This window comes from Streptomyces sp. NPDC003034 (genome assembly GCF_053591375.1).
Window position 1 is genome coordinate 475,130 of record NZ_JBSFTS010000001.1, and the last position, 17,534, is coordinate 492,663.

A 17,534-nucleotide genomic window follows, 5' to 3' on the forward strand; every position below is an offset into this window, starting at 1 on the left:
CGGCAGGAAAGTTCCTCAGCGGTCGCCTTCGTCACGTTCCGACGGGAAGAACCTGCGCTCGTCCATCTCCTTGATCAGATCCTGGAACTCTGACCTGATCCAGTCACGCGTGGCGACCTCGCCCAGACCCATCCGCAGGGCCGCGATCTCGCGGGTCAGGTACTCGGTGTCGGCGATGGAGCGCTCGTTCTGCTTGCGGTCCTGCTCCAGGTTGACCCGGTCGCGGTCGTCCTGCCGGTTCTGCGCGAGCAGGATCAGCGGGGCGGCGTAGGAGGCCTGGAGCGACAGCATGAGCGTCAGGAAGATGAAGGGGAACTCGTCGAAGCGCAGCTCCTTCGGCGCGAAGATGTTCCACAGCACCCACACGATGATGACGAGGGTCATCCAGACGATGAACCGGCCCGTGCCGAGGAAGCGCGCGACCTTCTCGGACAGCTTGCCGAAGGCTTCCGGATCCCACTGCGGCAGCAGTGACCGGCGCGGCGCCCGCGGCTGGTCCAGCCGGGCGCGCGAACGCGTCAGCGCGCTCACACCCGCCGTCCGCTCCGCCGCCGCGTCCGCGGACAGCCCGTGGTCGCGGGCCTGGAGCCGCGCCTGCTCGCGCCGCTCCCAGACTTGTTCCCGGCGCCGCTCGCGCGCCTGCTCGCCGCGGCCCCGTTCACCGCGTCCGCGTTCAGTGGCCACGCACGGCCTCCTCGGAAGGGAGCTCGGAGGGGAAATCCGTCTCCCGCCAGTCGTCCGGCAGCAGGTGGTCCAGTACGTCGTCCACGGTGACCGCGCCCAGCAGCGACCCGCTCTCGTCGACCACCGGCACCGCGACCATGTTGTACGCCGCCAGGTAGCTGGTCACCACCGGCAGCGAGGCGTCCGGCCGCAGCGGCGGCAGGTCGGTGTCCACGATCGAGCTGACCAGGGTGAACGGCGGATCGCGCAGCAGCCGCTGGAAGTGCACCGTGCCCAGGTACTTGCCCGTCGGGGTCTCGTCCGGCGGCCGGCACACGTACACCTGCGCCGCCAGGGCCGGCGAGAGGTCCGCCTGCCGTACGCGGGCCAGCGCGTCCGCGACCGTCGCGTCCGGCCGCAGCACGATCGGCTCGGTGGTCATCAGACCGCCCGCCGTCCGTTCCTCGTAGGACAGCAGGCGCCGCACGTCGGCCGCGTCGTCCGGCCGCATCAGTGTCAGCAGCCGCTCCTGGTCGACCTCCGGCAGCTCGGACAGCAGGTCGGCCGCGTCGTCGGGGTCCATCGCCTCCAGGACGTCGGCGGCGCGCTCCTCCTTCAGCTTGCCGAGGATCTCCACCTGCTCGTCCTCGGGCAGTTCCTCCATGACGTCCGCGAGCCGGTCGTCGTCGAGCGCGTTGGCGACCTCGGCGCGCCGCTTCGGCGTCAGGTGGTGCAGGACGTTCGCCACGTCGGCCGGCCGCATCTGCTCGAAGGTGGCGACCAGGCTCTCGGCGCCCTGCGCGTTCTCCTCCAGCGAGAAGCCCGTCACCGCCGACCACTCGACGGTCAGGGTCTCGCCGCGGCGGCGCAGCGCCCCCGACTTGCCCTTCCGTACGAAGATCTTGTCGATCTCCCAGTCCCGGCGGGCCGGCAGCTGCTGGATGGCCACGTCGAGGACGGTGACCTCCGAACCGTCCGCGACCAGGCGCACCCGCCGGTCCAGCAGTTCGCCGAGGACCAGCCGCTCGGTCGGGCGCTGTTCGAAGCGGCGCATGTTGATGACGCCAGTGGTGATGACCTGTCCCGACTCCACACCCGTGACGCGGGTCATGGGCAGGAAGATCCGGCGCCGGCTGACCACCTCGACCACCAGGCCCAGCAGACGCGGCGGGCGGCCGCCGACCCGCAGCATCGCGACGAGGTCCCGGACCCGGCCGACCTGGTCGCCGTTGGGGTCGAAAACGGGTACACCCGACAGGTGGGAGACGAAGATCCGCGGGGCGCCTGCGACCATCCCAGCGCCTCCTCTGACGTCAGCCGACATTCCTGCCGCCCCAGGCTAGCCCGTGTCACGGGAAAGCGTCCTGGTGGGGCTGCCGCACGAGGGCGGGGGCCGGCACGGGGCGCGGTCGTGGGGGGTGGCGCGGGGGCGGGTACGCTGCCTGCTGGCCGCTGACGACCGACGAGAGGCACCCGCACGTGACCGCCTACTTCCCCGCCGCGCGGCTGCGCCGGGCCGCCTTCATCGGTGTGTTGTGCGCGGGCCTCGCGGTCACCGGCACGGGCTGCGGGGGCGAGGACCCGGACGAGGGCACGAACGGGGTCGGCAAGCTCACCGCCGACAAGATCGAGGCCAAGGCGCGCGCCGCCGCCACGGAAGCCGACTCGGTGCACCTGTCGGGCACGCTCGTCAGCGGTGGCAAGACCTTCACGCTCGACATGCGGCTGAAGTCGGACGGCGGCTCCGGCGAGGTGAAATCGCAGGACGACACCACCTTCCAGCTGCTGCGGGTGGGCGAGCAGCTGTACCTGAAGGCGAGCGCGGCCTTCTGGGGGAAGTCCGATTCGGCGGGCAAGCTCGGCGACAAGTACGTGAAGGTGCCCGAGGCCGACCCCTCCTACAAGCAGTTCCGCGGGTTCACCGACATGGACGTGCTGCTGGACGGCCTGCTCGGCCTCCAGGGCAAGCTCGCCAAGGGCGACTACACCAAGGTCGGGCCCACCCGCGCGGTCCAGGTCACGGCCGATGGCGGCAAGGGCGGCAAGCTCTCGGTGTCCCTGGAGGGGACCCCGTACCCGCTGCTGATGGAGCGCGCGGGCGGCGCCGGCCGGGTGGAACTCGCCGAGTGGGGCCAGAACTTCCCGCTGGCGCCGCCCGCGCAGGACCAGACGGTCGACTACGGGTCCCAGCTGCCCACGACCAAGGAGCAGGGCGGCGGCCCGTCCAAGGGGACGGACACCAAGGGCTCCGGGCAGGGCGCGAACCCGACGGGACGCTAGGGAACGCCGCGGTCGGCCGGAGCGCGCCGGGCGTCAGGAGCGGGCCGCCTTCTTCCGCTTCAGCAGCAGCTTCGGCAGGCCCGCCGGGACCGGCCTGCGGGTCGTCGCCGGGGACGGCAGCGGGGCCGCGGCCAGCGAGCCGCCCGGCAGCTCCTCGCGTACCGCCTCGGGCTCCAGCCGCAGCAGCCGGCACTCCCGCGCCCACCGCTCGGTCATCTGCTCCGAGTCGGGCGCGTTCAGCCGCTTGCCCTTGAGCTCCGCGACCGCGGCCGCCCACTCCTCGCCGCGGGGCGGGAGCTCCCGTACCCGCGCGGTCCAGGCCACCAGCCGGCCGCCCTTGTCCTTGCTGCGCACGGTCACCTCGGCGGTCGCACCGTCCGCGAGCCCCGGGAAGGGCTGCTCGCCGGGCCCGTCGCCCAGTACATGGGCCGCGCCGTCCACCCAGGCGTGCCACAGGGCGCGGTCCGCCCCGGAGCCGCGGACCCAGATGAGGCCGGACTTCTTGGTGGCCTCCTCGACGAGGGCCAGATCGAGCGCGCTGAGAGTCATGCGCACCAGAGTAGGGGGTGCCCCGGCCGGCCCGGAGCGGGCCAGGAGCAAGCCCGGAGCAAGCCCGGAGCGGGCCCGGAGCGGGCCCGGACCCGGCTCAGAGCCAGCCGTGGCGTCGCAGCGTCCGATGGATGGTGAAGCAGATGCCGGCGATCGAGGCCATCACCATCGGATAGCCGTACTTCCACTGGAGCTCGGGCATGTGCTCGAAGTTCATCCCGTACACCCCGCAGATCATCGTCGGCACGGCGATGATCGCCGCCCAGGAGGTGATCTTGCGCATGTCCTCGTTCTGGGCGACCGTCGCCTGCGCGAGATTGGCCTGGAGGATGGAGTTCAGCAGCTCGTCGAAGCCGACGACCTGCTCGTGCACGCGTGCCAGGTGGTCGGCGACGTCGCGGAAGTACTTCTGGATGTCCGGGTCCACCAGCCGCATCGGCCGCTCGCTCAGCAGCTCCATCGGGCGCAGCAGCGGCGAGACGGCCCGCTTGAACTCCAGGACCTCCCGCTTGAGCTGGTAGATGCGGCCGGCGTCGCCGCCGCGCGTACCGCCCTTGGCGGGGGCGGCGAAGACGTCGCTCTCCACCTCGTCGATGTCGTCCTGGACGGCCGCCGCGACGGCGATGTACCCGTCCACGACGTGGTCGGCGATGGAGTGCAGGACGGACGAGGGGCCCTTGGCGAGCAGATCCGGGTCGTCCTGGAGGCGGTGGCGCAGCCCCTTCAGGGAGCCCTGTCCGCCGTGCCGGACGGTGATGACGAAGTCGGGGCCGGTGAAGCACATCACCTCGCCGGTCTCCACCACCTCGCTGGTGGCGGTGAGTTGGGCGTGCTCGACGTAGTGGATCGTCTTGAAGACGGTGAACAGCGTGTCGTCGTAGCGCTCCAGCTTCGGCCGCTGGTGCGCGTGCACCGCGTCCTCCACGGCCAGCGGGTGCAGGCCGAAGGTCGCGGCGATGCCGGCGAACTCGGCCTCGGTCGGCTCGTGCAGCCCGATCCAGGCGAAACCGCCGTCCTCGCGGACCCGGCGGATCGCCTCACGCGGAGTCAGCCGGGCGGAGCCCGGTGCGCGCCGGCCGTCGCGGTAGACGGCGCAGTCCACGACCGCACTGCTCACGGAGGGGTCGCGGGTCGTGTCGTAGCCGGACTGGGCCGACGTGGACTTGCGCAGCGCGGGACGGACGGCCGCACGCAGGTAGGGCAGCATCGACATGGCGGGCTCCTTCGCACGCACGGCTGTGGACCGCACGGGTGGGAGGCCCTCCGGCCCGCGGGCACCGGGGCCCGGGCAGAGCGGAGGGAACAGGACGGGAGGACAACGTTCTGCCGTCGCTCTTCTACTGATCGGCCTTCTACTGATCGGCCGATCAGCGGATCAAGCAGATCAAAGGGGGCGGGAGGCGCCCGTCACAGAAGTGGAAGAGCGATTGGTACTGCACGATCGACTTCGATCCACCGCAGCCCCACCTCCTCCGGCCGGTCCCCCGTGAGGGACGTCCTGTTGCCGGGGCACCGAAACAGCGCTTCAGCCTGCGGCCCCGAACAGCTGTCAACACTATCAGCCGACGGATGGTCAAGGGCCGTCCTTTACCCGCCTCATGCGAGTTCTATGCTCGCCGCATGGCAGAAATCACGGCCCTCGTCGAAGCCCGGCTGCGCACCGCGTTCGGTGAACCCGACGCGCGCGCCGCCGTCACCTTCCTGGGCACCGACCGCATCGAGGTACTCCGGTTCGCCGAGGGCGACCTCGTTCGGTACGCGACGCTCGGCATGTCCGCCCACCCGATGACCGATCCGACCGCCGTGGTCGCCGACCCCGTACGCGGGCCGCGCGCCGAACTGGTGCTGACCGTACGAGGAGGCCTCGCGCCCACCGACAAACTGCTGCGGCCGCTGGCGGTGCTGGCCGCCTCCCCCCAGGTCGAGGGGCTCGTCGTGGCCCCCGGAGCCTCGCTCGACGTGGGCGAACCGCTCTGGGAGGGAGCCCCGTTCAGCTCCGTGCTCGTGGCGGAGCCGGGGGGTCTGGTGGAGGACCTGGAGCTGGACGAGCCCATGGATCCGGTGCGCTTCCTGCCCCTGCTGCCGATGACGGCGAACGAGGCCGCGTGGAAGCGGGTGCACGGCGCGGCGGCCCTCCAGGAACGCTGGCTGGCCCGCGGCACCGATTTGCGGGACCCTCTGCGTAGCGCAGTCGCACTGGACTGAACGCCCGGACGGGTGATCGCGCCTTGACGGGGCGCCGGGCGGGGAGGAGCGTGGCATCTTATGAGGGGCGAACCAAGTTGCCCGAAGTGCGGTGGCCGGGTCAGGGCGCCCGGTCTCTTCTCCGACTCGTGGCAGTGCGGGGTGCACGGCGCCGTCTATCCCCTGCAGCCCGTCATTCCGCCGAGCGTCGAGGGCCTGGGCGTGGTGGTGCACCGGGCGCGGGTGCCGGTGTGGATGCCGTGGCCCTTACCAGTCGGGTGGCTGTTCACCGGGGTCGCCTCCGCCGGTGACGACCGCAGTGGGGGCAGGGCCACGGCCGTGACCTGTTCGGGCCCCGGACCGCTGGGGGGCATGGGCGAGCTGGTGCTGGTCGCGGAGGAGCTGGGCGTCGGGCTGGGCTCGCGGTACGCGGGCATCGACGGCCCCGACCCCGGCCCGTACATCGACGTCTCCGCGCCGCCGCACGCCAAGGTCGTCGCCGCCGGCCGCCCCACCCCGCTGTGGCACGTGGGCCGCGCCCCCGACGACCGCGCCGTCTTCGCCGGTGAGGCGCGGGGCCTGTGGCTGTGGGCGATCGTCTGGCCCGAGCAGTCCGGCCTCCTGATGTACGACGAACTGGTCCTCACCGACCTCCGCGACGCGGGCGCCGAGGTCGAACTCCTGCCCTGCGGCGCCCTCAGCCCCCGCATCCTGTCGCCGTAGGTCCTCTCGTCGCAGAAGTCCCGCCCCAGGTACCGCTGGAAGTACCCGCGGGCCTGCTCCGGGGCGGGGCGGGCGCCTGCGGTCGGGGGCCCGTCGGCCCGGGTTATCCTGGAGTGCCCCCCGTTCGTACGATCCCTGGAGCTCGGCTGTGCGCATCGACCTGCACACCCACTCCACGGCATCCGACGGGACGGACACCCCGGCCGAGCTGATGCGCAACGCCGCCGGCGCCGGGCTGGACGTGATCGCGCTGACCGATCACGACACCGTCCGCGGTCAAGGCGAGGCCCTCGCGGCCTTGCCTGCCGGGCTCACGCTGGTCACCGGGGCCGAGCTGTCCTGCCGCCTCGACGGGGTCGGAGTGCACATGCTCGCCTACCTCTTCGATCCCGAGGAGCCGGAGTTCTTCCGGGAGCGGGAGCTCGTCCGCGACGACCGCGTTCCGCGTGCCCGGGCCATGGTCGGCAAGCTCCAGGCGCTGGGCGTTGACATCACCTGGGAGCAGGTGGCCCGGATCGCCGGCGCCGGTTCCGTGGGACGGCCGCACATCGCCGCCGCGCTCGTGGAGCTGGGCGTCGTACCGACCGTCTCGGACGCCTTCACTCCCGACTGGCTCGCCGACGGCGGCCGCGCCTACGCCGAGAAGCACGAGTTCGACCCCTTCGACGCCATCCGCCTGGTCAAGGCGGCCGGCGGCGTCACCGTCTTCGCGCACCCCGCCGCGGTCAAGCGCACCCAGTGCGTGCCCGAGGCCGCGATAGCCGCCATGGCGGCCGCGGGCCTGGACGGCATCGAGGTGGACCACATGGACCACGACGCCGCCACCCGCGCCCGGCTGCGCGCACTGGCGGCCGACCTGGGGCTCCTGGTCACCGGGTCCAGCGACTACCACGGCAGCCGCAAGACCTGCGGCCTCGGAGACTTCACGACCGACCCCGAGATCTACGGCGAGATCACGCGCCGCGCGACCGGGGCCTTCCCCGTGCCCGGCGCGGGGGGACGCCGGGGCCAGGCCGGGTCGTAGGACTCCCCCTGGGCCTCGGGGCCCGGCGCCGTACCGCACCGCGTGGTCGCAGCGCCCGAGCACGCCCGTCATGGGGCGCCCGGCTCCCCGTACGACACACGGCGCGGGACGTCGCGGGCCACGCACTCCGCGCGCCCGGCGCTCCTTCGCGGACACGGCCACGCTCCAAGCCCTTGGCTCCGCCGTCCCGGACCTTTTCTTCGCACCGCCCCTCTCTCCTGCAAGGCATCCCTGTGTTTGATCTCGCCGTCTTCGGATCTCTTTTTCTCACGCTTTTTGTGATTATGGACCCCCCGGGGATCACGCCGATCTTCCTCGCCCTGACCTCCGGCCGCCCCGCCAAGGTGCAGCGCCGCATGGCGTGGCAGGCCGTCTGCGTGGCCTTCGGCGTCATCGCCGTCTTCGGTCTCTGCGGCCAGCAGATCCTGGACTACCTGCACGTCTCCGTGCCGGCGCTGATGATCGCCGGTGGTCTGCTGCTCCTGCTCATCGCGCTCGACCTGCTCACCGGCAAGACCGACGAACCGAAGCAGACCAAGGACGTCAACGTCGCCCTCGTCCCGCTCGGCATGCCGCTGCTGGCCGGGCCCGGCGCGATCGTCTCCGTCATCCTGGCCGTGCAGAAGGCCGACGGGATGGGCGGACAGATCTCCGTCTGGTCCGCGATCGTCGTCATGCACGTGGTCCTGTGGATCACCATGCGCTACTCGCTGGTGATCATCCGAGTCATCAAGGACGGCGGCGTCGTCCTGGTGACGCGCCTCGCCGGCATGATGCTCTCCGCGATCGCCGTGCAGCAGATCATCAACGGCGTGCTCCAGGTCGTACGGGGCGCGTGACGCCGTACGCATGCGAACGCCCCCGCACCGGGAAACGGTGCGGGGGCGTCGACGTCTGTGCGTGCGTGAGGCGTCAGCAGGACGCCGTCCCGGCCGGTCGGATCAGAATGCGCTGGCCGACTGCGGCGGCCTGCTGCACGATCCTGTTGACGGAGGCCACGTCCACGACGGTGCTGTCCACGGCGGTTCCGTCGACATCGTCCAGGCGCAGAATCTCGAAGCGCACGGGCTTCTCCCTTCGTCAGTGTTCTCCTTGCAGAGTCTTAACAGAAGTGTAGGGGGCAAACATTCCCTACGCTAACGAAATTTTTTCCCTTGCTAACTACTCGCTGGTGCGGGCTGCCCAGAACGAGGTCAGCGCACTAGCGGTGACCTGCGGGTTCTCCGCGTTGGGGGAGTGCTCGGCGGCCGGGACCACCACCCGCCCCGCGCCCAGGCGACGGGCCATGTCGTCCAGCAGGGGCAGCGGCCAGGCGTAGTCGACCGTTCCGGACAGAACCAGCTTCGGCAGCGGCAGCGCCGCCAGCTCGGCCACCCGGTCGGGCTCGGAGATCAGTGCCCGGCCCGTGGCGATCAATTGCTCGGGGACGGTGGCCAGCCACCGCTCCCGTAGGAACCGGGTCAGCTCGGCGGAGTCCGGGACGGCGTCGTGCGGATCCTGGGCGCGCATCGCCGCCCATACCGCGGCCATATCGTCGCGCATCGTCTCCAGGGCCGCCACCAGCAGCTTCGTACGGGCCCGCTGGCCCTCCGCGATGGCCGCGGGCCCGCTGCTCATCAGGGTGAGGGAGGCGAAGGGGGCCGCGTCGCGCAGGACGGCGGCGCGCGCGATCAGTCCGCCCAGCGAGTGTCCGACCAGGTGGACCGGCCCGCCGCCGACGGCCGCGACCTGCGCCAGGACGTCCCCGGCCAGCTCCTCCAAGGCGTACGGGGCTTCCGCGCGCGGCCCGGGAGTCTCGTACTGGCCCCGCCCGTCGACGGCGATCACCCGGTAGCCCTCGGCGGCCAGCGGCTCCAGCAGGCCGATGAAGTCCTCCTTGCTGCCCGTGAAGCCGGGGATCAGCACGGCGGTGCCGAGGGAGGGCTCACCGGCCTCGTGCACGGCGAACTCGCCGCGGGCGGTGGTGAGGCGGTACGCGCGGGCGCAGGACGGCAGGGTGAAGCGCGGCGGCTTGCTCATGCGGCTCAGGTTACTGGCCGGTGCGGTCGGGGCCCGGACGCGCCGATGGCCCGGCCCCCGCAATGCGGGGAGCCGGGCCATCGAAGCGGTGCTCAGGCCTCGGGGGTGACCGCGGCCTTGCGGGTGCGGGTCCGCTTGGGCTTGACCGGCGCCTCTTCGGCGTCGGCGGCCGGGGCCTCGGAGACAGCGGCCTCCGTGGTGGCGGCCTTGCGGGTGCGAGTGCGCTTCGGCTTGACCGGCGCCTCTTCGGCGACGGCGGCCGGAGCCTCGGTGGCCTCCGTGGTGGCGGCCTTGCGGGTGCGGGTCCGCTTGGGCTTGACCGGCGTCTCTTCGGCGTCGGCGGCCGGGGCCTCGGCCACCGGAGCCTCGGTGGCCTCCGTGGTGGCGGCCTTGCGGGTGCGGGTCCGCTTGGGCTTGACCGGCGCCTCCTCGGTGACCGCGGCCGGAGCCTCGGCCGCAGCGGCCTCGGCGACCGGGGCGGCCTCCGCGACGGCGGCCTTGCGGGTCCTGGTCCGGCGGGCCCTGACGGGCGCCTCCTCGACCACGGCGGGCGCCGGGGCGGCGGCGGCCGGAGTCTCGGCCATCGAGGCGCGGGCCACGGCCACGGCGACGGTCTCGAACGCCGGCGCGGCGGCCTGAGGCGCGATCCGGGTCCGGCGCCGGCGCGGCCTGCGGGGCTCGTCGGCGGCGGGTACCGCGGGAGCCTCGGCGACCGGAGCCGCCTCGGCCACGGGGGCCACCGCGGCCACGCCGGCCACCTCGGCCACCAGCTCCGACCCGCCCCGCGTACGGCGGCGCTGGCGCGGCGTACGGGTGCGGGCGGCACGCTCCTCGACCGGCGCGGCGGCGGCAGCGGGAGCCGGGGCGCCACGACCGCCACGGCCACCGCGGCCGCCGGTCTCGCCCAGGTCCTCCAGGTTCTCGGCCTTCAGGCCGGCCCGCGTGCGCTCACCGCGCGGCAGGACGCCCTTGGTGCCCGCCGGGATGTTCATCTGCTCGAACAGGTGCGGCGACGTGGAGTACGTCTCGACCGGGTCGTGGAAGTCCAGCCCCAGCGCCTTGTTGATCAGCTGCCAGCGCGGGATGTCGTCCCAGTCGACCAGGGTGACGGCGATGCCCTTCTTGCCCGCACGGCCGGTGCGGCCCACACGGTGCAGGAAGGTCTTCTCGTCCTCCGGCGTCTGGTAGTTGATCACGTGCGTGACACCCTCGACGTCGATGCCGCGGGCGGCGACGTCGGTGCACACCAGCACGTCCACCTTGCCGTTGCGGAAGGCGCGCAGCGCCTGCTCGCGGGCGCCCTGGCCCAGGTCGCCGTGGACGGCGCCGGAGGCGAAACCGCGCTTCTCCAGCTGCTCGGCGATGTCGGCCGCCGTGCGCTTGGTACGGCAGAAGATCATGGCCAGCCCGCGGCCCTCGGCCTGCAGGATGCGGGAGACGAGCTCCGGCTTGTCCATGTTGTGCGCGCGGAAGACGTGCTGCGTGGTGTTGGCGACGGTGGCGCCCTCGCCGTCCTCCGAGGCGGCGCGGATGTGCGTCGGCTGCGTCATGTACCGGCGGGCCAGGCCGATGACCGCGCCCGGCATGGTCGCCGAGAACAGCATGGTCTGACGCTTCGGCGGCAGGTAGCTCATGATCCGCTCGACGTCGGGCAGGAAGCCCAGGTCGAGCATTTCGTCGGCCTCGTCCAGGACCAGGGCCCGGACGTGCGAGAGGTCGAGCTTCTTCTGACCGGCCAGGTCGAGCAGGCGGCCCGGGGTGCCGACGATGATGTCGACGCCCTTCTTGAGCGCCTCCACCTGCGGCTCGTACGCGCGACCGCCGTATATGGCCAGGACGCGGACGTTGCGGACCTTGCCCGCGGTGAGGAGGTCGTTGGTGACCTGGGTGCACAGCTCCCGGGTCGGAACCACCACGAGAGCCTGCGGGGCGTCGGTCAGCTGCTCGGGCTTGGCCCGGCCGGCCTCGACGTCCGCGGGGACGGTGACCCGCTCCAGCAGGGGGAGGCCGAAGCCCAGCGTCTTGCCGGTGCCGGTCTTGGCCTGGCCGATGACGTCCGAGCCGGAAAGGGCTACGGGGAGGGTCATCTCCTGGATCGGGAAGGGGGACACGATGCCGACGGCCTCAAGGGCTTCGGCGGTCTCGGAAAGAATCCCGAGGTCTCGGAACGTAGTCAGGGTGCTGCCTCTTCTGTGAGACGCGGCGCGAGGCGGCGAAGGGGGTCGTACCGTGCCGGGCTTGCAGTACTGCGCCCACCCAAAAATCGGGCGAGTCGTACAAAGCTGCGCGGGACCACTAGCCTTCGCTCAAGCGCTTCTGCCGCTGAGGGGGCCCCTCATGGTCGGCCGTGCGCATGAGCGCACGCACCGCAACGAGGGCGGGTCGGTTGGAGCCGATCGGGCCACCGACCGGGCATCCTCATTGGGATGGCCCGCCGAGTTTCCGGCAGGCTCATTACCACTGTACCCCGGAATCGCGCAGCTGTGTCGGGTGAATTCACCGGGCCGACGCGTTTACCTGGACGGGGAGTGGTTCGATGTGGTGACTTGACCCGGCTTTCGGCGGGCTATTGTGCGGAGCATGTCGACCGTAGAAAACGCCTCGCCCGCCGACGACAGCACCCCCGGACAAGCGGCGGGCATCGCCGCCCAGGACTGGGCGACCGCCTCTGCCTCGCCCCAGTACCGGGCCGCCGTCGTGGACCTGCTCGGCGCACTCGCGTACGGAGAGCTCGCGGCCTTCGAGCGCCTGGCGGAGGACGCGAAGCTCGCGCCCACCCTCGACGACAAGGCCGAGCTCGCCGCCATGGCCTCCGCGGAATTCCACCACTTCGAGCGCCTGCGCGACCGGCTCGCGGCCATCGACGCCGACCCCACCGCCGCCATGCAGCCCTTCGCGAAGGGCGTGGACGACTTCCACCGCCAGACCGCGCCCTCGGACTGGCTGGAGGGCCTGGTCAAGGCCTACGTCGGCGACTCCATCGCCAGCGACTTCTACCGCGAGGTCGCCACCCACCTGGACACCGACACCCGTGCACTCGTCGTCGGCGTGCTGGACGACACCGGCCACGGCAACTTCGCCGTCGAGAAGGTGCGCGCCGCGATCGAGGCGGACCCGCGCTGCGGCGGCCGGCTCGCGCTGTGGGCCCGCCGGCTGATGGGCGAGGCGCTGTCGCAGGCCCAGCGCGTGGTCGCCGAGCGCGACGCGCTGTCCACCATGCTGGTCGGAGGCGTCGACGGGATGGCCGCCGGCTTCGACCTCGCGGCCGTCGGCGAGATGTTCACGCGGATCACCAAGGCCCACACGAAGCGGATGGCGGCCCTCGGCCTCGCGGCCTGACCGGCGCCCGTCCACCCCTTCCCTTCGTCCCCTCGCACCCGCTCTTCCGCTTGACCTGTAGCACGCACAGCTCGGCCCCGGGGCGGAATCATCCGCGCCGGGGCCGATGTGTGCGCAGGGGACGGCGCGGCCGCTCAGCCGCGGGACGGGACCGAAAACGGAGCCCCGTGCGATGAGCGGCGGGTGCCGGATCCGGAAGATCCGGGACGCAGCAGCAGCGACAGGACGACCGCGGACACCAGCACGCCTCCGACGAGGGTCGCGGTCAGGGTGTGGTGCCCGGGCCCCAGGGCGAAGTGGGTGAGATACGCCCCGAACAAGGCGCCCAGCACACCGCTGACCAGCACCACTCTTGGGGACGGCAGCCGCTGCGGGAGCAGCCGCACGGCCGCTCCGGAGAGGGCGAGGCCCAGCAGAGCGGAGCCGAGCGCTTCCATCAGCAGCATGAGGTCCCTCCCAAACATCAAGGCAATCCGGGTCACAGCCGTCCTACCCGAAGCGGAAGAAAGGGAAACGGCCCGGTGGCATCAACCACCGGGCCGTTCCGCTCAGTTCTCAGTACGTCAGGTGCCGGTGCGTCAGAGCGCGCCGAAACCGACCCGGCGCGCGCTCGGCTCGCCCAGGTCGACGTACGACAGGCGGTCGGACGGCACCAGGACCTTGCGGCCCTTGATGTCGGTGAGGCTGAGCAGCGGTGCCTTGCCGGACAGCGCGGCGGCGACGATGCTCTCCAGCTCCTCGGCGCTCAGGTCGCTCTCCAGCACGATCTCCCGGGGTGCGTGCTGCACGCCGATCTTGACCTCCACGGCTTTGTCCCTCCGACGATCCGGTTCGCGCGATCAGCCGCGCCGTACGCGGTCCACATTAGCCCGGAGAGGCGACGGCAACCGCCCACCGCGGACACGCTGGCAGCGAACAGGGAAGGTCAGGCGCCGTCCGTGCCGTGCAGCGGGAAACCGGCGATACCGCGCCAGGCGAGCGAGGTCAGCAGGCCGACCGCGGTGTCGCGGGCGACGGGGCTCTCGCTGGACAGCCAGTACCGGGCCACGACCTGCGAGACCCCGCCCAGGCCGACGGCCAGCAGCATCGACTCGTCCTTGGACAGGCCGGTGTCCTCGGCGATGACATCGGAGATCGCCTCGGCGCACTGGAGGGAGACGCGGTCGACCCGCTCGCGCACCGCCGGCTCGTTCGTGAGGTCCGACTCGAAGACCAGCCGGAAGGCGCCGCCCTCGTCCTCCACGTACGCGAAGTAGGCGTCCATCGTGGCGGCCACGCGCAGCTTGTTGTCGGTCGTCGACGCGAGCGCGGTGCGCACCGCGAGCAGCAGGGACTCGCAGTGCTGGTCCAGCAGGGCCAGATAGAGGTCGAGCTTGCCCGGGAAGTGCTGGTAGAGGACCGGCTTGCTCACTCCGGCGCGCTCCGCGATGTCGTCCATCGCCGCAGCGTGGTAACCCTGCGCGACGAAAACCTCCTGGGCAGCGCCCAGGAGCTGATTGCGTCGGGCTCGGCGCGGCAGTCGGGTGCCCCGCGGACGCGCTGCCTCGGTCTGCTCGATGGCTGTCACGCCGCCTCCCACTTTCTCTAAGAACACAGTGCGCTCTGCGCCGCGCCGCCATCGTACTTTTCGGTAACCGAATCTGGTGGGTTCAGGCCGAGTTTTCTCGCGGTACGGACATGCCGGAGACGCTGGTCAGCGGTCGGTCAGCGGTAGTCGTCCTCGTCCAGGGGAACCACCCGGGCCTGCTCGAAGGCATCGCCGTCGGTGGCCTCGCCCCGCTCCGGACCGCTCACCGGATCGTCGTCATCGGGCCGCAGCTCGGCCAGCTGCTCCGCCACGTCCGCCTCGGGCGCCTCCGCGTCCAGATCCTCCGGCCGTGGCTCCCGGAAGGTGTCCGGCTCCGCCGGGTCGACAGACATACCGCTCCCCTCACTCATACCGCTCCCCTCGCTTCCTTGGTTCTCCCTACGAGCGTAGGAGCAAGCCGGATACCCCGCTAGGCGGATCGGCATGCGCCTGTGACCGCGAACACAAGAAGAGCGGCGTGATCGTCTCGTAACATTGGCCGCATGTCTTCGACCGAGCTGCCGGGTGTACGGTCCACCGCCGCGCCGTCCTCCCCGGCGGGAGCAGTCCGGCTGGCTGAAGGGGAGCAGCTGCGCACCGTCACGCTGCCCGGCCTGGAAATGGCCGTCCGGGTACGCCCGCCGGTCCGTACGGGGCTGCCGCCCGCGCTGTTCGTGCACGGCCTCGGCGGTTCCTCGCAGAACTGGTCGACGCTCATGGCGGAGCTGGCCGACACCGTCGACGGTGAGGCCGTGGACCTGCCCGGCTTCGGCTGGTCCCCGCCGCCCGCCGACCGCGACTACTCCGTGCGGGCGCTCGCCCGCGCGGTCATCCGGCACCTCGACGCCGCCGGGCGCGGGCCGGTCCACCTGTTCGGGAACTCCCTCGGCGGCGCCGTCGCCACCCGGGTCGCCGCCGTCCGGCCCGACCTGGTGCACACACTGACGCTGGTCTCGCCCGCCCTGCCCGAACTGCGGGTGCAGCGGACGGCCGTGCCGACGGCCCTGCTCGCCGTCCCGGGACTGGCCGGCCTCTTCGGCCGGCTCACCCGGGGCATGACGGCCGAGCAGCGCACCCGCGGGGTGCTGGGCCTCTGTTACGGAGACCCCTCCCGGGTGACACCGGAGAGCTTCCGCCACGCCGTGGAGGAGATGGAGCGGCGGATGGCCCTGCCGTACTTCTGGGACGCGATGACGCGCTCCTCGCGCGGCATCGTCGACGCCTACACCCTCGGCGGCCAGCACGGACTGTGGAGCCAGGCGCGGCGGGTGCTCGCCCCCTCCCTCCTCATCTACGGCGGCCGGGACCAGCTCGTCTCGTACCGTATGGCGCGCAGGGCGGCCGCTGCCTTCGGCGGGTCACGGCTGCTGTGCCTGCCCGAGGCCGGCCACGTGGCGATGATGGAGTATCCGGAGGTGGTGGCCGCCGCCTTCCGGGACCTGCTGCGCGACACCGCCGCGCACGGCGGGGACCGAGATACCGACGACGGCAGAGGCTGAGGACCGTGGGACGACATAGTCGCAAGGCCCCTGCCCCGGCTGCCGCTGCCCCCGCCGGCCCGGCCCCCGCCCCTGCCCCGCCCGCCGTCCCGTACCCGGCCGCCCCCGGCCCCTTCCCGGGTCCGGCGCCCGAGGAGCCCCGGACGTACGGGCAACCGCGCGGGCCGCGCCGGGCCGAACCCACCGTCACCCACCGGGGGTACGTACCCCTGGCCAGATCCGGTTCCGCCGCGCGCGCCGGCGGCCACCCCGAGCAGCGCGAATCCGGCGGTGCCTGGGGAGCCGGCCCCCAAGGCCGGTACGGCGACTGGCGCGGAATGCCGCGCCAGCAGGCCGCCGCCGCCGTCCCCGCCGCCGGGCCGTGGCCCGCGCTGGACACCGACACCCCCGCCTTCGGCACTCCCGCGGTGGGCTTCCCGCGGATCACCCTCGAACCGGCGCTGCCAACGCCCCCGCCGGTGACCCTGCCGTCCCCGCGCGCCCCCGAGCCGGACGCCTCCACCTCCACCGGCTCGCACCGCCGGGTGCCCGCCCCGCGCCGGCCCGGAGACCGGGCCGAAGTCCGGCCCGGTGACCGGGCCGAAGTCCGGGCCGAAGACCGCGCCGGGGAGCGGGCCGAAGACCGCGCCGGGGAGCGGGCCGAAGACCGCGCCGGGGAGCGGCCCGCCCCCGGCCGCGGCGGGAAGGTCCGCACGTACACCGGCCTGGCCGCCGTGGCCGTCAGCACCGTGGTCGCCGTCGTCGTCGCCGGCTACGTGCTCTCCCAGCGCGACGGCGGCGCGTCCGGCACGGCCGCCGCCCGCGACGACGGCAGGCCGCGCGCCGCCGGCGATCCCTCCGTCGCCTCCCGCTCCGACGACCGCCCCACGCCGGAGGCGCCCGTCCCGGCGCCCACCGCCACGCCCGCGCCGGAGCTGACGTACGAGCAGAAGATGGCCCAGCAGCTGCCGGTCGACGCGAAGCTCACCGGTCCCGGGACCTTCGACACCGTCCCCGGCGTGGCCGCCGGGCCGGGCAAGGGGAAGGTGGTGCGCTACCGGGTCGATGTCGAACAGGGGCTCGGCATGGACCAGGCGCTCTTCGCGGAGGCCGTCCACCGCACGCTCAACGACCGGCGCAGCTGGGGCCACGGCGGCAGCATGAGCTTCGAGCGGGTGCCGGGCGGAGAGACCGACTTCGTGATCACCCTCGCCAGCCCGGGGACCACCGCGGCCTGGTGCGCCAAGTCCGGCCTGGACACCACCGTCGACAACGTCTCCTGCGACTCCGCGGCCACCACCCGGGTGATGATCAACGCCTTCCGGTGGGCCCAGGGCTCGGCGACCTACGGCCCCGACCAGATGCTCGCCTACCGGCAGATGCTCATCAACCACGAGGTCGGCCACCGGCTCGGACACGGGCACGTGAACTGCCGTACGCCGGGCGCACCGGCACCGATCATGCAGCAGCAGACGAAGTCCCTCGACATCGACGGAGTCCGCTGCGAGCCCAACCCCTGGGTGTATCCGGGCGGTTGACGCGCCGCCGGAGGCGGGGACCCGGCACGGCGCGCATGCGCGTCTAGGCCTTCTTAGCGCGCTCGAACGCGAACCGTACGGGAAAGTTACGACTCTTCACCCCTTCCGGTGGTGGGGGGGGGGGGGAGTGCGGGGGCCCTGCGGTCGTTGGGTGGTCTGAACTCTGATAA

The 17,534-nt window shown here is 72.5% G+C and carries 19 protein-coding genes; 8 read left to right on the forward strand and 11 right to left on the reverse strand.

Features of this window, described 5'->3' with window-relative positions:
- Nucleotides 1-15 precede the first annotated feature (15 nt).
- Nucleotides 16-567 carry a DUF1003 domain-containing protein gene (locus ACWDX7_RS02320; RefSeq protein WP_451490401.1) on the reverse strand — a complete coding sequence of 184 codons (552 nt, stop codon included), beginning with the start codon at nucleotides 565-567 and terminating at the stop codon, nucleotides 16-18.
- A 106-nt stretch (nucleotides 568-673) separates the two neighbouring features.
- On the reverse strand, nucleotides 674-1,957 hold the full coding sequence (locus ACWDX7_RS02325; protein ID WP_451490358.1) for a magnesium transporter MgtE N-terminal domain-containing protein: 1,284 nt from the start codon (nucleotides 1,955-1,957) through the stop codon (nucleotides 674-676).
- Between the two features lie 185 nt (nucleotides 1,958-2,142).
- Between ACWDX7_RS02325 and ACWDX7_RS02330 the strand changes: the two genes are divergently transcribed.
- Nucleotides 2,143-2,943, forward strand: a complete 801-nt coding sequence (locus ACWDX7_RS02330; protein ID WP_451490359.1) for a hypothetical protein — start codon at nucleotides 2,143-2,145, stop codon at nucleotides 2,941-2,943.
- Between the two features lie 33 nt (nucleotides 2,944-2,976).
- Here the strand turns inward: ACWDX7_RS02330 and ACWDX7_RS02335 are convergent, their stop codons facing one another.
- Together ACWDX7_RS02335 and ACWDX7_RS02340 are read right to left on the reverse strand one after the other, a co-directional pair.
- Nucleotides 2,977-3,492, reverse strand: coding sequence for a hypothetical protein (locus ACWDX7_RS02335; RefSeq protein ID WP_451490360.1), 516 nt, complete (start codon nucleotides 3,490-3,492; stop codon nucleotides 2,977-2,979).
- A gap of 97 nt (nucleotides 3,493-3,589) precedes the next feature.
- Complete coding sequence (locus tag ACWDX7_RS02340) at nucleotides 3,590-4,705, reverse strand: magnesium and cobalt transport protein CorA (RefSeq protein WP_451490361.1); 1,116 nt, start codon at nucleotides 4,703-4,705, stop codon at nucleotides 3,590-3,592.
- A 407-nt stretch (nucleotides 4,706-5,112) separates the two neighbouring features.
- On the opposite strand from ACWDX7_RS02340, the gene ACWDX7_RS02345 reads away from it, so the two are divergent.
- The 4 genes from ACWDX7_RS02345 (at nucleotide 5,113) to ACWDX7_RS02360 (ending at nucleotide 8,262) form a co-directional block, all read left to right on the forward strand.
- Nucleotides 5,113-5,697, forward strand: a complete 585-nt coding sequence (locus ACWDX7_RS02345) for a suppressor of fused domain protein (protein ID WP_451490362.1) — start codon at nucleotides 5,113-5,115, stop codon at nucleotides 5,695-5,697.
- Between the two features lie 60 nt (nucleotides 5,698-5,757).
- On the forward strand, nucleotides 5,758-6,399 hold the full coding sequence (locus tag ACWDX7_RS02350) for a DUF6758 family protein (RefSeq protein ID WP_451490363.1): 642 nt from the start codon (nucleotides 5,758-5,760) through the stop codon (nucleotides 6,397-6,399).
- 148 nt (nucleotides 6,400-6,547) lie between these two features.
- On the forward strand, nucleotides 6,548-7,423 hold the full coding sequence (locus ACWDX7_RS02355) for a PHP domain-containing protein (RefSeq protein WP_451490364.1): 876 nt from the start codon (nucleotides 6,548-6,550) through the stop codon (nucleotides 7,421-7,423).
- 233 nt (nucleotides 7,424-7,656) lie between these two features.
- Nucleotides 7,657-8,262 carry a MarC family protein gene (locus ACWDX7_RS02360; RefSeq protein ID WP_451490365.1) on the forward strand — a complete coding sequence of 202 codons (606 nt, stop codon included), beginning with the start codon at nucleotides 7,657-7,659 and terminating at the stop codon, nucleotides 8,260-8,262.
- Between the two features lie 73 nt (nucleotides 8,263-8,335).
- On the opposite strand, the gene ACWDX7_RS02365 is transcribed toward ACWDX7_RS02360, so the two are convergent.
- The 3 genes from ACWDX7_RS02365 to ACWDX7_RS02375 form a co-directional block, all read right to left on the reverse strand.
- Nucleotides 8,336-8,488 (reverse strand): hypothetical protein, encoded by a 153-nt coding sequence (locus ACWDX7_RS02365; RefSeq protein WP_451490366.1) that lies wholly within the window; start codon nucleotides 8,486-8,488, stop codon nucleotides 8,336-8,338.
- Between the two features lie 96 nt (nucleotides 8,489-8,584).
- Entirely contained in the window at nucleotides 8,585-9,442 is an 858-nt protein-coding gene (locus ACWDX7_RS02370; protein ID WP_451490367.1) for an alpha/beta fold hydrolase, read from the reverse strand.
- Nucleotides 9,443-9,534: 92 nt separating this feature from the next.
- Nucleotides 9,535-11,553, reverse strand: coding sequence for a DEAD/DEAH box helicase (locus ACWDX7_RS02375; protein ID WP_451749248.1), 2,019 nt, complete (start codon nucleotides 11,551-11,553; stop codon nucleotides 9,535-9,537).
- Nucleotides 11,554-12,022: 469 nt separating this feature from the next.
- On the opposite strand from ACWDX7_RS02375, the gene ACWDX7_RS02380 reads away from it, so the two are divergent.
- Complete coding sequence (locus ACWDX7_RS02380; RefSeq protein ID WP_451490369.1) at nucleotides 12,023-12,781, forward strand: ferritin-like fold-containing protein; 759 nt, start codon at nucleotides 12,023-12,025, stop codon at nucleotides 12,779-12,781.
- A 134-nt stretch (nucleotides 12,782-12,915) separates the two neighbouring features.
- Here ACWDX7_RS02380 and ACWDX7_RS02385 read toward each other — a convergent pair whose 3' ends face one another.
- From ACWDX7_RS02385 to ACWDX7_RS02400, 4 genes are all read right to left on the reverse strand, one after another.
- Nucleotides 12,916-13,224: a hypothetical protein gene (locus ACWDX7_RS02385; RefSeq protein ID WP_451490402.1), complete on the reverse strand. Its 309-nt coding sequence runs from the start codon at nucleotides 13,222-13,224 to the stop codon at nucleotides 12,916-12,918.
- A gap of 135 nt (nucleotides 13,225-13,359) precedes the next feature.
- Nucleotides 13,360-13,587, reverse strand: coding sequence for a DUF3107 domain-containing protein (locus ACWDX7_RS02390; protein WP_451490370.1), 228 nt, complete (start codon nucleotides 13,585-13,587; stop codon nucleotides 13,360-13,362).
- Between the two features lie 119 nt (nucleotides 13,588-13,706).
- A complete protein-coding gene (locus ACWDX7_RS02395) occupies nucleotides 13,707-14,348 on the reverse strand; it encodes a TetR/AcrR family transcriptional regulator (RefSeq protein WP_451490371.1) in 642 nt (213 codons plus the stop codon).
- Nucleotides 14,349-14,485: 137 nt separating this feature from the next.
- Nucleotides 14,486-14,701 (reverse strand): hypothetical protein, encoded by a 216-nt coding sequence (locus tag ACWDX7_RS02400; RefSeq protein ID WP_451490372.1) that lies wholly within the window; start codon nucleotides 14,699-14,701, stop codon nucleotides 14,486-14,488.
- A gap of 150 nt (nucleotides 14,702-14,851) precedes the next feature.
- Between ACWDX7_RS02400 and ACWDX7_RS02405 the strand changes: the two genes are divergently transcribed.
- Nucleotides 14,852-15,847: an alpha/beta fold hydrolase gene (locus ACWDX7_RS02405; protein WP_451490373.1), complete on the forward strand. Its 996-nt coding sequence runs from the start codon at nucleotides 14,852-14,854 to the stop codon at nucleotides 15,845-15,847.
- A gap of 5 nt (nucleotides 15,848-15,852) precedes the next feature.
- Nucleotides 15,853-17,364, forward strand: a complete 1,512-nt coding sequence (locus ACWDX7_RS02410) for a DUF3152 domain-containing protein (RefSeq protein ID WP_451490374.1) — start codon at nucleotides 15,853-15,855, stop codon at nucleotides 17,362-17,364.
- Nucleotides 17,365-17,534 lie beyond the last annotated feature (170 nt).